14 protein-coding genes are annotated in these 14,148 nt (G+C 49.8%); 2 read left to right on the forward strand and 12 right to left on the reverse strand.

Going from position 1 to position 14,148, the window contains the following annotated elements; translation table 11 throughout:
• Positions 1–44: 44 nt before the first annotated feature.
• Positions 45–680, reverse strand: a complete 636-nt coding sequence (locus GRF59_RS27530; protein ID WP_160500936.1) for a bifunctional 4-hydroxy-2-oxoglutarate aldolase/2-dehydro-3-deoxy-phosphogluconate aldolase — start codon at positions 678–680, stop codon at positions 45–47.
• A 224-nt stretch (positions 681–904) separates the two neighbouring features.
• Here GRF59_RS27530 and GRF59_RS27535 point away from each other — a divergent pair, with 224 nt between their 5' ends.
• Complete coding sequence (locus tag GRF59_RS27535; protein ID WP_423802988.1) at positions 905–1,093, forward strand: hypothetical protein; 189 nt, start codon at positions 905–907, stop codon at positions 1,091–1,093.
• A gap of 119 nt (positions 1,094–1,212) precedes the next feature.
• Here the strand turns inward: GRF59_RS27535 and GRF59_RS27540 are convergent, their stop codons facing one another.
• The 5 genes from GRF59_RS27540 to GRF59_RS27560 all read right to left on the reverse strand — a co-directional run bounded on the left by GRF59_RS27540 (position 1,213) and on the right by GRF59_RS27560 (position 7,914).
• Positions 1,213–1,449, reverse strand: a complete 237-nt coding sequence (locus GRF59_RS27540; protein WP_160500938.1) for a glutaredoxin family protein — start codon at positions 1,447–1,449, stop codon at positions 1,213–1,215.
• A gap of 58 nt (positions 1,450–1,507) precedes the next feature.
• Complete coding sequence (gene trxB / locus GRF59_RS27545) at positions 1,508–2,449, reverse strand: thioredoxin-disulfide reductase (protein WP_160500939.1); 942 nt, start codon at positions 2,447–2,449, stop codon at positions 1,508–1,510.
• Positions 2,450–2,764: 315 nt separating this feature from the next.
• On the reverse strand, positions 2,765–4,732 hold the full coding sequence (locus GRF59_RS27550) for a heavy metal translocating P-type ATPase (RefSeq protein WP_160500940.1): 1,968 nt from the start codon (positions 4,730–4,732) through the stop codon (positions 2,765–2,767).
• A gap of 411 nt (positions 4,733–5,143) precedes the next feature.
• Complete coding sequence (locus GRF59_RS27555; protein ID WP_160500941.1) at positions 5,144–6,310, reverse strand: hypothetical protein; 1,167 nt, start codon at positions 6,308–6,310, stop codon at positions 5,144–5,146.
• Positions 6,311–6,621: 311 nt separating this feature from the next.
• Positions 6,622–7,914, reverse strand: coding sequence for a homocysteine synthase (locus GRF59_RS27560; RefSeq protein ID WP_160500942.1), 1,293 nt, complete (start codon positions 7,912–7,914; stop codon positions 6,622–6,624).
• 572 nt (positions 7,915–8,486) lie between these two features.
• Here GRF59_RS27560 and GRF59_RS27565 point away from each other — a divergent pair.
• Positions 8,487–8,936, forward strand: a complete 450-nt coding sequence (locus GRF59_RS27565) for a MarR family winged helix-turn-helix transcriptional regulator (protein ID WP_160500943.1) — start codon at positions 8,487–8,489, stop codon at positions 8,934–8,936.
• Between the two features lie 130 nt (positions 8,937–9,066).
• On the opposite strand, the gene rocF is transcribed toward GRF59_RS27565, so the two are convergent.
• The 6 genes from rocF to GRF59_RS27595 form a co-directional block, all read right to left on the reverse strand.
• Positions 9,067–9,966 carry an arginase gene (rocF, locus tag GRF59_RS27570; RefSeq protein WP_160500944.1) on the reverse strand — a complete coding sequence of 300 codons (900 nt, stop codon included), beginning with the start codon at positions 9,964–9,966 and terminating at the stop codon, positions 9,067–9,069.
• 6 nt (positions 9,967–9,972) lie between these two features.
• Complete coding sequence (locus tag GRF59_RS27575; RefSeq protein WP_160500945.1) at positions 9,973–11,178, reverse strand: ornithine--oxo-acid transaminase; 1,206 nt, start codon at positions 11,176–11,178, stop codon at positions 9,973–9,975.
• 279 nt (positions 11,179–11,457) lie between these two features.
• Positions 11,458–11,784, reverse strand: a complete 327-nt coding sequence (locus tag GRF59_RS27580; RefSeq protein WP_160500946.1) for a thioredoxin family protein — start codon at positions 11,782–11,784, stop codon at positions 11,458–11,460.
• 132 nt (positions 11,785–11,916) lie between these two features.
• On the reverse strand, positions 11,917–12,522 hold the full coding sequence (locus GRF59_RS27585; RefSeq protein WP_237392099.1) for a hypothetical protein: 606 nt from the start codon (positions 12,520–12,522) through the stop codon (positions 11,917–11,919).
• 217 nt (positions 12,523–12,739) lie between these two features.
• Entirely contained in the window at positions 12,740–13,318 is a 579-nt protein-coding gene (locus tag GRF59_RS27590) for a YdeI/OmpD-associated family protein (RefSeq protein WP_160500948.1), read from the reverse strand.
• A gap of 195 nt (positions 13,319–13,513) precedes the next feature.
• Complete coding sequence (locus tag GRF59_RS27595; protein ID WP_160500949.1) at positions 13,514–14,083, reverse strand: class I SAM-dependent methyltransferase; 570 nt, start codon at positions 14,081–14,083, stop codon at positions 13,514–13,516.
• Positions 14,084–14,148 lie beyond the last annotated feature (65 nt).

The raw sequence follows: 14,148 nt of genomic DNA on the forward strand, positions 1-14,148 counted from the left end.
ATTCCCGTCTCGGGACTTATATGACTTTATACGCAAATTCTATCTTAAAGATTCGGTTTGGCTGCCGCCTGCACAAAACGCGAGGTACATTCGGCAACGCCACCAATATTTCCAGCCTTCAAGGCATCCTTAGGCAATAGCGAGCTGCCAATCCCGACGGCACTGGCCCCTGCTTCAAAGTATTCCGCAATATTTTCCAAGGTCACGCCACCCGTTGCAATGAGCGGAATATGGTTCAGCGGTCCCCGGATCTCCCGTAAATACCCCAGTCCGAGACTGGCCATCGGGAAAAGCTTTACGACCTCTGCTCCCGCATAAAATGCTGCTGCAATCTCGGTGGGAGTCATGGCCCCCGGCCAAATGTCAATTCCCTGTTCGAGCGCAAACGCTATGACGTTCAAATCCACATTGGGGGATATCAAAAACTGGGCCCCCGCTGAGACCGCTTCTTTGGCCATCTTCACATTCAGCACCGTGCCTGCTCCGACATAGGCCTTCCCTTCGTAAGCCGAACGCCAATCCTGTATGATATCGAGTGCTCCCGTGGTATTCATGGTTACTTCCATCAATTTGACTCCACCGGCTGTGAGCCCCGCACCGGCAATCCGTGCCTCTTCCCGTGTAATTCCTCTGACGATCGCGACCAGCCGGGATGACATCAGCTCATTCGTAAGGTTCATATCTTGAATCCTCCTATCATTCTCTCTATTAGATTAATTCGCAGGTGCGCATCCTTTTCCCTTCTGTGCTGCATGAAAAACTAGGAAGTGCCTCGACGTAAAATCGCAACATTTTTTCGGCATTTTGTACGGAAATTTCTGAAATATTTCGGTATAATAGGTATATTGCTCGTGATTTTAGTGTTATCCATCCCCATGAAATGGAGCGAATGTCCGTGACTTACGTGGATACTACCAATATATCGGCGGAAATGTTCATTACGGTTCTGTTATTTCTGATTGTTATCGCCCCGCTCTTCAGTCTGGCGATTCTCCGGTTTTTCCAAGGCAAAAAAAAGGCAGGGCTGCTGCTGATCGTCTCAGGTGTAGCCGTTTACCTCATATTCCAGGTGATCATGAAACTGTTTTTTTAATTAGCCTCCTGGTTGATCCGGCTTCTCATATATAACCGAACGAAAAAAAGGCAGCGTCCAATGGACCCTGCCTTTCCACTATGATAGCCGGGCTGCTGCCCGGCTTTTTAATGCTGAGCTTACGCCTCTTCGTTCAAGTACTTCTCGAATTGAAGCTTGTTCATACCCAGAACGCGGTTCTCGCCGATGACCGTTACCGGAACGGCTCGCATCCCCATATCCCATACTTGTTGTGCGAATTCATCGCTTTGTTCAATGTTGCGCTCTTCGTACTCTACGCCTTTCTCGGCCAGGTAACCTTTAACCTGGCGGCAATGCGGACAGTTGGTGCTTGTATATACGATCACTTTTTCCATGTGTTATTTCACCTCATTGTTAAATATGGTGTGAATCAATCAATTTAAAACAGAATCCTTACAGAACGGCTGCGTGATGTTCCAGGCTTTCAATGTATTTCTCGCAATCCATCGCAGCCATACATCCGCTGCCTGCTGCGGTAATTGCCTGTCTGTATCGTGTATCCTGTACGTCGCCGCAAGCGAATACTCCTGGAATGTTCGTTTCCGAAGTGCCCGGCTGTACCATGATGTAACCGTTCGAATCGGTTGTAATCTGTCCGCCGAGAAAGCCTGTGTTCGGATGATGCCCGATTGCCACGAATACGCCACTTGCTTCGATCAATTCTTCTTCGCCGGTTTCGTTATTCAGTACTTTCAAGCCTTTCACGCCGCGGTCGTCAGCAATGACCTCAACCGGTGTGCGGTTAAGCTCCCATTCGACTTTTTCATTACTGCGTACGCGATCTTGCATGATTTTCGATCCGCGAAGCTCGGTACGGCGGTGAACCAACGTCACCTTCGAAGCAAAACGGGTCAAGAAACTTGCTTCCTCAAGCGCCGAATCGCCTCCGCCGATAACCACGATTTCCTTGCCGCGGAAAAAGAAACCGTCGCAGGTTGCACAGGTGCTGACGCCGCGTCCGATATTATCTTGTTCGCCCGGAATGCCCAGATACTTGGCTGTTGCGCCGGTTGAAATAATCAGGGTTTCGGTCTCAAACTGACCCATACCTTCGACATCCAGCTTGAACGGACGGCCGCTAAGTTCCACGCTATTCACCCAGCCCGTACGGAATTCGGCGCCAAAACGTTCAGCTTGCTTGCGCATATTATCCATCAATTCCGGTCCCATAATACCTTCGGGAAAACCCGGGAAATTCTCCACTTCAGTTGTCGTGGTCAGCTGTCCGCCAGGCTGAGGTCCCTCAATAATGAGCGGCTTCAGGTTGGCACGAGCCAGATAGATGGCTGCGGTCAATCCCGCAGGTCCAGTACCAATAATTACGGATTTATACATAAGATTTCCCTCCAAGCTCCCAGTGCCCGGAAAGTAGCCCTGCATATGATGCCGGACGTAACCAGGTTCACTTATTTTTTATTTAAAATAATTATTATCTGATAATTATTATCATATAAATAGACACTTATGTCAATAGAACAAGTATACATGGGTTCATGTCGATTGTTAACAATTAAATTTATACAAATCCGGGTGCAAGGAACCGCCCATTGAAGAGGATATATCCCTTCCGATCTAACATTTTTATGCAAAATAGAAAAAGAACTTTCGGGCACTCGGCCTGAAAGTCCTCTTCAAATGAAATATATTTCGTTATCTTAATAAACGTAGGGCATTCAGGATGACGAGAATCGTACTTCCCTCATGGCCCACCACCCCGAACGGAAGAGCTATTCCCGCTACGAAGTTGCTTGTCATCAGCAGAACAATAACGGTAATCGCGAACACCATATTCTGTTTAACAATGCGACGTGCCCGGCGGGCAAGCTTGATCGTACCGGCAATTTCTTCAATATTATCATTCATGAGCACGACATCCGCTACTTCCAGCGCCGTCCCGCTTCCATTCATGCCCATTCCCATGCCCACGGTTGCCGTAGCGAGCGCTGGTGCATCATTCACGCCGTCACCCACCATGACTACATGCCCGTATTCATCGCGCAATCTTTTCACATACTGTACCTTCTCTTCCGGAAGCAGATCCGAGTATATCAGATCCACGCCGATTTGCCGGCCGATAACCTGTGCTGTTTCGCTGCGGTCGCCTGTCAGCATCGCAACCTTCACTCCAATCGCTTGAAGTTTCTGTACCGCTGCCATAGCGTTCTGACGCACCACATCCTGCAAGGCAACAAGTCCTGCCACCCTCTTCCCATCCATAATGACAGAGACGGTTTTCCCTTCTGCTCCGAGAAGGCTACGCTGCTGCTTCCAATATACGGATTGTTCATTTTCTTCCATCCGGTCCAATACATCCGTCTTGCCGATCCGCCACTGTTTAGCATTGACCCTTCCTTCCATCCCCCAACCGGTAACCGAAGTCACCGATTCGACCGGCAGCAATTCAAGCTCTTCTTCCTCCGCCAATCTGACGATGGCTTTTGCCAGAGGGTGCTCCGACAGCTGTTCCACCGAAGCGATGATGGCAAGCAGCTCCGTGCGATCGTACCCCTCTCCGGCCATCAGGTCTGTAACCTGCGGTTCACCGGCGGTCAATGTACCTGTTTTATCAAAAGCAACGACAGAGGTCAAAGCCATATTCTCCATATGAGCCCCGCCCTTAAACAGGATGCCGCGGCGTGCCCGGTTGGATATCGCCGACAGCAGAGCTGGCATAATCGAAGCCACAAGCGCACAAGGAGAGGCAACAACCAGAAACACCATCGCTTTATAGAAGGAAGCGCTGAAGCTCCATCCAAGCACGAACGGAACTGCAAAGATAATGACCAAAGTAACCGCGACAACGATTCGGGCATATATCCCTTCAAAACGCTTCATGAACCGTTCCGATTGCGGAACCTCATTCTCGGCTTCTTCCACTAAACGGATGATTTTCGAGAATACCGTCGCATCCGATGTTTGCGTTACTTCGATATAGAGCACGCCTTCTCCGTTCAGCGTTCCGGTAAACACCTCATCGCCCTGGGCTTTATCAACCGGAATCGATTCACCGGTGATCGACGACTGGTTCACAGCCGAATATCCCTTTTGTATCACACCGTCAGCCGGGATCAATTCACCGGGTTTAACCAGGATCAGATCACCGAGCTTCAGCTCATCGATCGAAACCATCGCCATCTTACCGTCTTCGATCCGAAGCGCCAGCTCAGGCTTCAAGGCCATCAAGGACGAGATGTCCTTTTTGCTCCGCTCCATTGTATAGCTTTCCAATGCGCCGCTTAGTGCAAAGATAAAGATCAGCATCGCCCCTTCGTTCCAATACCCGATGCTGGCAGCTCCCAGCGCGGCGGCCACCATGAGCAAGTTCACATCCAGTTCCCGCTCTTTGACGAGGGTCTCTACCCCCTCCTTGGCCTTAAGCCATCCTCCAGCCGTATATGAGAGAATGTATAATATGACCGATACCGTAGTCGATAGATTGCCTGCGGCCCACCCGCCAAGCATGAGCACCCCGCTCAGAATGGCAGCCTGCATCTCCTGGTTGCGCAGCATACCGCGAAGATCCATCCGTCTTTTACGGTGAGGATTCGGCTTTTTGACCCCACCGGAAAGAGCAGTCTCACGTAAGATTTTAGCCGTGATTTTTTGTACATTTTCCATCTTATTCACCTTCCCCAATTGAGAATGAAAAGCATTATTAATACCCTTAAAACAGCACATGCTGCTCCGGACCAGCCGGAGCAGCATGTTTTAATGAAGGACGAAGATACGTCCAATTGAGAATGATAATCATTTTTGTACTAATGCAATTGTTTTTCCTTTATGCAACTTTATGATTGTATTATATGCTCCTACATCGAAAAAGTAAACGAATTTCCTGCTAAACGCAAAAAAAACCTGAATACGAAAGATGCGGTTAGTGCATCTCTCATATCCAGGTATTTGAACTCGAAACCCGTCGGCTAAACGCCGATTTCCTCTTTTCATGTATGTAAATACATTGAATTTAAAAAGGTAAATCATCGCCTGCACGGCAACATGATTACAGAAAATGAGCGAATCATTTGTAGTTCATTTTATATAAATGCGGCATCCATCACATGAATATCTTTTTCCTGCATTTGCTTCCGTCTGCAGTTCCCATTGCGCCGATGCCAAACGGAATACGGGCAGTGCGCCGGATAAGACGCTGATCTCATCCACGCCCATTGCATATATTGCAGACAGATCCGCAGCATTTTGCAAACCCGATGCACGCAGAGGGATATGCCTGCTTGCGTTACGAATACATCCCGCCAGCGCTTCCATACGTCGGAGATTCGCCCGTGTCCAGGGATGCTCCGGATGGCTCATGCCGCTACAGTTCAGCACGAGCAACTTCGCGCACCGCGCCAGATCCGCAGCGAGCTCCAAATCGACATCCATACCGATCAAAGCCCCGATACTGTAGGCAACCGCACGTCGCTGGTGGCATAATGTTTCTTCAGCAACCCTCTCGATCAGCTCATGTAAATAAGTCCATTCTTCCATATCGGCAGGGTTGGAAACGAGAATTTCCAGCCTGTGCTCCATCCCCTGACGGTAACAGGCAAGCGAAGCACGAAATAAGGCTTCCAGTTGAATATCCCTCAGATCGGCAAGATACGCTGCATTCTCTGGATATTTCCCCCTTATATCCGCCCCGGACACCAACGCAACACTCAGAACCCCTTCATCAAGATGATGAAGCATCCTTTCCATATGCCCTTTCCACCGGTATAACAGCCGCTCCCTCAGTACAATGCTTGGATGATGCGCTTCATGGCGATCAGCAGCGTACTGCATAGCCCATTCTTCAAAAATCTCTTTCAAGTGGCCGCTACCAAGCCAAGAATCTTCCCGCAGGAGCATCAGGCCGGACAATCCGGACATAGGATCTGCCCGTTCCGGAGGATACGCAACATCTTCGGCAAAAATCGTCAGACTGCGTAACCTGTCGCTCCATTCCAACAGAAGTTCAGGCGCATCAGGATCTTTGGAATCATGCGAAAAGGAATCCGATTCCCGTATAATCGCATCGATCGAATACGGATCAACCGCCAGAACGGCTTCCTCTCTCGTCATTGATCCAATCAGGGACAATTCCACCAGTGAGGCAATTTCCGGCAAGGAGCATGCCCGGGCCTGACCTTCATTCTCCGGCGGAATCCTATCATTTTGCTTGTTAGCCTGATAAAGCGTTTCCACAAAAGAAGACATAGAGCAGGAGCCGCTTTGGCAGCAGTTGTTCTGACACCGATCACTCTTCATTTTTGGCTGTCGACCCTCTTTTCCCGGAAAAATGAGCCCGTTTGCAGTGAGCCCTACCCTAAAGAATATTAGCTCTAAGGAGGAAATATACAGCTTTTGCATGCTTCACCGCCGTTTTCTCATGAAATCGGGACAGAATTTTCGAAAACCAAACCTGACAGCCATGTGGAAGATAACCAACTTAAACAGAGCTGCTCGCAACGCATCCTGCCTTCCTTAACAAAAATAAAGAAGCCGCTCCGAAGAGCGGCTTTCCTATATTAGTGCTGGCTGGCCGTAATTGCCTGTTCCAGATCATATAAAATATCGTCGATGGATTCCGTGCCGATGGACAAGCGCAGCATTTCCGGATTCACTCCGGCTGCGATTTGCTCATCTTCGGACAATTGTTGGTGCGTTGTGCTTGCCGGATGAATGATCAACGACTTGGAATCGCCCACGTTCGCGAGATGGGAGAACAGCTTCACATTCTCGATCACCTTGCGTCCGGCTTCCTTTCCGCCCTTAATGCCAAAAGTCAGAATCGCTCCCTGCCCCTTCGGCAAGTACTTCTGTGCCAGCTCATAGGAAGGATGACTTGGAAGTCCGGCATAACTTACCCACTCCACCGCGTCATGGTTCTCAAGGAACTGTGCTACTTTGAGAGCATTCTGGCTGTGACGCTCCATGCGAAGATGCAGGGTTTCAAGGCCTTGCAGCAGCATCCAGGAGTTGAATGGCGAAATCGTCGCACCCATGTCACGGAGAAGCTGCACGCGGGCTTTGATAATATAAGCCAGTGGTCCAACGGCTTCCGTATAGACGACGCCATGGTAACTTGGATCCGGCTGCGTCAGCCCAGGGAATTTGTCGTTGGCTGCCCAGTCGAATTTGCCGCTGTCCACGATAATGCCGCCGATGGATGTACCGTGGCCGCCGATGAATTTGGTTGCCGAGTGTACAACCACATCTGCTCCATGTTCAATTGGGCGAAGCAGATATGGGCTTGGGAATGTGTTGTCCAAGATCAGCGGAATGCCGTTCTCATGGGCAATGTTGGCGACAGCTTCGATATCAAGGACGTCCCCTTTCGGATTGCCGATCGTTTCCGCATAAAGCGCCTTCGTCTTGTCGTTGATGGCAGCGCGGAAGTTCTCCGGATCGCTTGCATCCACGAAATGAACCTTAATGCCGAGTTTAGCCAGTGTCGTCGAGAATAAATTATACGTTCCGCCATACAGTGTGGAGGAAGATACGATCTCATCACCTGCGCCAGCGATATTCAGTACGGAGAAGGTGATTGCTGCCTGTCCGGATGAAGTCGCTAATGCTCCAACCCCGCCTTCCAGTGCAGCCACGCGCTGCTCAAACACATCGGTTGTCGGATTCATCAAGCGTGTGTATATATTGCCGAATTCCTTCAGCGCAAACAAGTTGGCTGCATGATCACTGTCTTTGAAGCCATATGAAGTCGTCTGATACAGCGGTACTGCGCGGGAAAGCGTCGTTGGATCAATTTCCTGGCCTGCATGCACGGCTAAGGTTTCAAATGATAATGGGCGTTCGTTGGACATGGGTAAATCCTCCCTTTTCTCGCATGTAAAAATAGTCGCTAGCGTGCGATTTTTTCATATTTTCTCATACTTCCCAGCGTTTGAAAAGGTAAAAAATGATAATTCCAATTAAATTAATAAGAATTATTGGATTACGGATTCATCAAACCAATATTCCAAGTAGGGCCTTCCTTCCTTATCTAAAAAACGAAAAAAAACAGCCGCATTATAGCGGCTGCCATCAAAATAAGAATCCTGAGAGTATTGAGAGAGTTGCCTATACAGAATTAAGCAAATATTTGCATAATTCTATCGTTTGATTAGTAAGAGCTTATTTTATATAAGCTTACCTTTCATAAGTGCAGAGAACAGCATAGCGCTTTCCAGAACTGCTTGTCAAGTACAGCTCTGACGCGCAAGGAGGTTCAAGTTATTTTCCCCCTACCCGCAACGAATTTGCCCGTTTTTCGTATACTATTATTGACGTTCAATTGTTTACCAACTACGATGACAATATACAAAGTTGATAAGAATTAACGGATTTGCACTTCAGATTAACCATTATTCCGTTATATGCAGGAGGGTGATCTAGCTTGCATTCATCATCTAAAGAATTGGCTAACCGATATTGTGAACTTATGGACAGATTGCCGCGTCTTATTGACTACACAGGCATTGTCCGGCAGATGAAGCTCAGCACCACGGAGGCATTTATTCTGCAATACTTGCAAAATAACGGCAGCCAGCGAGGTACGGATATCGTTAAAGTGACCGGTTTAACGACAAGCGCCATTACCCAAATTTGCGACAAGCTGGTACAAGAAGAGCTGATTGATCGCAACCGTTCTGACAAAGACCGCCGTTACGTGAATATCACAATTACAAACAAGGGTTCAAATGTTCTGAAGCAATTGTCCGATATGAGCTCTGAGCGCATTGTTGAAACGGTAGAGAATTTCACAAAAGAAGAATCGGACGAGCTGCTCGACACGATTCGCCAACTCGGTGAGTTGATCGAATATCAGCGAACTCGCCACAATTAACTACGTCCACACTCATCCGATCTACGGACATAAATCTCCGGATATAGGGCTTCCCGGGCAGCGGGAGCGCCACAGCACGAAAAACACCATTGAAGCGATGATGAATGCGGCTTCGATGGTGTTTTTGTCGTTACAGGATCCGGCTGCCGAACAAGGACCCGATCAGCTCCACAGCCAGCTTCGATGTCTGATTGTTGCGGTCCAGAAGCGGATTCACCTCTACAAAATCGGCGGAAGTAATCAATCCCGATTCACTCATGAGCTCCAAGGAAAGATGAGCCTCCCGATAACTGAGCCCTCCGCGTACGGGCGTTCCCGTTCCCGGAGCCTCTATGGGATCCACGCTGTCGATATCGAAACTCAGATGGACCCCATCGGTGCCGTTGCCTGCGATTTGAAGCGCCTTCTGAACGACCTTCTCAATACCGAGCCGATCAATTTCATGCATTGTGAAGCAGGTCAGTCCGCAGGAGCGGATCAGTGCCTTCTCTTCCCGGTCCAGATCACGCGCTCCAATGATAACGCAGTTCTCCGGCTTCAGGGCTACTGCGCCTTCGGAGATCTGCCTCAGCTTAATATGAGAGAGTCCCAGACCCACCGCAAGCGATATGCCGTGCATATTCCCCGAAGGGCTCGTTGATTCCGTGTTCAGGTCCGAATGCGCGTCAACCCAGATCACGCCCATGTTGCGGTAATGTCCTGTTAATCCGGCCAGCGACCCCATCGCTATGCTGTGATCCCCGCCCAGAACAAGCGGGATATGCCCGGCCGCTACAGCATCCCCCACTGCCTTTCCAAGAAGACCGGACACGGTCAATACTTCCTGGACGTGCTTCATTGTGGACCCTGCCGGTGAGTGTATCCCTTGAGGAAGTCGAATGCACTGGTCCGCCTGCACATCATATCCAAGGCCCTCGAGCTTCTTCACTAGGCCAAATTTCAGCATGCTTTCCGGGCCGTTCTCGCTGCCTGGCCTGCCCGCCCCAAGACCAAAGGGCACTCTGATTATGGAAATTGATTGTTGAACCATCCTTGTTCAAACCCTCCCTTGACCGGCAAACACCTCTTCGATCCGGCTGAGAGCAAAGTCCAGCTCTTCTTCCGTGATGACCAGGGGCGGTGCCAGCCGAATGGTCGTCTCATGCGTTTCCTTGCATAGCAGTCCAATTCGGGCCAGAGCATCACAATAGGGCCTTGCATGGACAGACAGCTGAATTCCGATCAGCAGTCCGCGCCCGCGAATGGAAACGATGTCCGGATGTTTAATGGATGTAAGCTTTTTCATAAAATAGCGTCCAAGCTCCTCGGATCGCTCTGCCAGTTTTTCCTCTTCCAGAACATCCAGTGCCGCCAGCGCTACCGCGCATGCCAGCGGGTTCCCGCCGAAGGTCGAGCCGTGCGAGCCCGGCTCAAACACATTCATGATTTCCTCGTCCGCAGCGACTGCGGATATCGGTATGACACCGCCTCCCAGCGCTTTGCCCAGAATGTACACATCCGGTACGACTGCCTCCCAGTCGCAAGCGAATTTTTGACCCGTTCGTCCGAATCCCGTCTGAATCTCATCGGCTATAAACAGCACGCGCTGCTGGCGGCAGAGCTCAAGGGCTTCGGATAAAAAATGTGCCGGAGGTACGATAATCCCTGCTTCTCCCTGCAAAGGCTCCACAAGAAAAGCAGCCGTATCCGGTGTAATCGCCGCTTTCAGCGCGTCCAGATCGCCATACGGAATCCTCTTGAAGCCCGGCGTAAAAGGCCCGAAATCCTGTTTGTAGGCTTCGTCTGTCGAAAAAGAAGTTATGGTCAGCGTGCGCCCATGAAAATTGCCGTCGCAAACAATGATTTCCGCACGATTGTCCTCTACCCCTTTGACGCGATAAGCCCAGCGCCTAGCCATTTTAAGCGCGGTTTCCACTGCTTCCGCTCCGGTGTTCATCGCGAGGATCTTGTCTTTTCCGGTAAATTCCGCCAGTCTTCGCACGAACTTCGCCAACGCCTCACTATGAAAGGCTCTTGAGACAAGCGTGACTTTATCCGCCTGCTCCTTCAGCGCCTGTATGATTTTAGGGTGGCGGTGACCATGATTAAGCGCGGAATATGCGCTTAGCATATCAAGGTAACGGCGTCCTGCCGCATCCTCCACCCATACTCCCTCCGCCTTTTCAATGACAACCGGCAGCGGAAAATAGTTGCTTGCGCTGTACTGGTCCATCATATGCAGGACCTGCTCTGTTGTGGCCATAGCTGCACATCCCATCATGTAAACTTTTCGCCTATATAAATTGAAATCAGAAATTGTTCCAATTTATATAGCTGCGTTTTCTATCTTATTGGTGCAATTCACATTTCATGATTTGTGAATTATGGTACATACAAAACAGCAAAAAGCACCGTCCCCTCCACTTGCCGCATGAAGGAGATCGGTGCCTTATTTACTTCGGGATATTGCAGATTCCTATTTCTGTCGCTCATGTGAATTCTGCAGTTCAATGCTGCGAACGGGCTTTAACCCGTCACTTCATTATTTTTTGGATTCCAACGTCTCCAGGTACTCAGAAATCTCAGCCGGCGTTTTCGCGAATTTGCTGTGCAAATGGGCCAGCTTCTCACCGTTCTTGTAAACCAGAAGGCTTGGAATTCCGCGTACATCGTTTTTGTTGGTGATCTCCTCGAACTGCTCCACATCCATGGCATAAAACTCCTTATCCGGATGCTTCGTCATCAGATCAGGCAGAAATTTATCCAGCGTCTTACAATCCGGGCACCATGTAGCGTCATATTTAATAACGGTCAGCCCGTCTCGGTTGATCAAATCCTCGTATTGTTTCTCCGTTTGAATACGTTCCATCTCTGCTATCCCCTTTACCGTGTCTTTGGCGGCTTCATCAGAAGCTCGGGGTTTCGGAAACTGCAATGACTTTAATCACACTTTCCGAACCTGATCTTATTTTAGCCGCTTATGACTTGGTTTGCAAAAGGATTACATCGAATGCATGTCATGACCGGAGGATGGCGGTTCCCCTGCAGTAGGCCCGTGTCCTAGCCAGGCGGCAACGCACAAGATGACGACCGGAACTACAATGTAAATCATCCAAAAGGAAGTTTGCGCTGGTGCCGTCGGCAAAAAACTCTGTTTTTCCTTGACCGCGCTCACAGCAGCGACTGCATCCCCTTCCCGGTGCTTGCGATCATGAATCAGGTAGATGACCATAGCAGTCACCGCGATAAACATGGCATCCATGATGAACAGCATGACATCCCATTGCCGCTTCGGGATCATCTCGCCCAGCATGGCTCCGTGCACTCCGCCCATAATGCCTCCGCCAACCCCTTCGACAACAGCCAAGAGGTTGAGAGGCCTGCCGATCAAATAACCGATCAGGAAGCAAAACAGGATCGAAATCCCGGTAGATACAACGAGGTTCTGTGCGAACAGCATGCCCAGAATGACGCCAATCGTCAAATTCGACATGAGTCCCGTCGTCATCACGACCACCATACCCGTCATGTTCGTCAAAATGTGACGGTTCAACTGAACGTACATGATGCATAACACCGTATAAATGAAGACAATCAATATGCTCATATTCAACAGCATGCGCATGTCCCCTTTCCGCCCAGGTGTTGCTGCGTGAACTTTTCAAGAATGCTTCCCGTTTTTATCGTCCGCAGCTGCGGCACCTTTTCTACCGCTCTCTGAAGCTTATTCAGGCAGCATGCTCTTTATGCTGATAACTCGTAGAAGCAAAAAAGGAGAGCACCGCTATCCATAGCAGAAACTCTCCTTTGAAAAATTGCATTTTTCATGGATAAATCTTTTCTCCATTTTCGAGCATGCGGATGAACTCAGCTGTCTTTTTCAGCCGGGTTTCCTCCTTTTTGGCATTTTGAATTCGAAAGTGAATGGCGAATTTGTTCTGGCTATTCAGCGTCTCATAAAACGCCTTGGCGCGTGGATGCGACTCAAAAGCAGCCCGCAGCTCCTCTGGGGGTGCATTCTTGCTTTGCGGTTCGTAAGCCTTTTCCCAGCGTCCGTTCTTCTTGGCGTTATCAACCGCTGCAATTCCTGCGGGGCGCATCCGTCCTTCTTCCGTCAGCCTCTGGACCTTCTCCCGGTTCACCTGCGACCACATGCTGCTTTTCCCTCTCGGTCCAAAACGCTGTATCCAGCTGCTCTCATCCAAGGTTTCCTTCCGGCTGTCAATCCATCCGTAGCATAAAGCGCTATCCAGCGCTTCAGCATAACTCACGGTGGCCAGTCCCGAATTTTTCTTAGCGATCTGCAGACTGACGCCGTTCGACAGATCGTGGTTCTCTTCCAGCCAAGCTTCCCACTCCTGCTGATCCTTACATAAAAGCAGCGGCCATTCAGCTTTGTTCATCTCGCTCGTCCCCTTCCCTGGTTTGCCCGGTAGTATTCTTCGGCTGCTTGATGTTCCTACATTTATTCCCATTTTACCCGCCGAGCTGAACATTCATCAAGGATTTACCTGGACAAAAGAAAAAAAGAGTCCCACCGATAAATCCGGCAAAAAGGACTCTCTTTGACTTGTTTCGATCATGAACATACATACCGTCTATTTTTCAAAAACGACGCTGTAAAAGGCTTCCGTCCACGGCTGACGGCTTAGCACCTTAAAGCCCATCTCCTCTAAAATGCTTGTCATTTCGCCAGAGGAAATACGGTGGTTCTGCGGCGGTCCGCTTTCGGTTTGCATCCGCTCCCATTCAATGCACAGCGCTTTGCCGCCCTTTTTCAGGACACGCTGGATTTCCCTTAGCCCCTGCTCCGGCGGGTCCACTTCATGAAGCACCATGGAGCAAATGACGGCATCCACCTTCCCATCTTCCATCGGGATCTGCTCTGCTTCACCTTGGATGATCTCAATATGGCCCGTCTTCTGCTCCTCCATGCGGCTTTTTAAATATTCCAGCATGGCGGACTGAGCATCCAGCGCATAGACGATGCCGCTGGTTCTCTCCGCAGCCGGAAACGTAAAGTATCCTCCGCCCGCGCCCACATCCAGAATATCCTCGCTGCCTGTTAAACCAAGCAGATCCAGGAGCTGCTCCGGCGGAAGATTCTTTCTGCGCTCAGGGTTGTCCAGCTTGGCAATCCGTGCCGGGTCAAAACGTTTCTCGTTCATCGATTCTTCCTCCCTATCGGTACATACGGTTAGATTCTTTCATTCTAGCATTCCCGATGAAACAG

Source organism: Paenibacillus dendrobii (genome assembly GCF_009807035.1).
GTDB classification, from domain to species: Bacteria; Bacillota; Bacilli; order Paenibacillales; family Paenibacillaceae; genus Paenibacillus_AQ; species Paenibacillus_AQ dendrobii.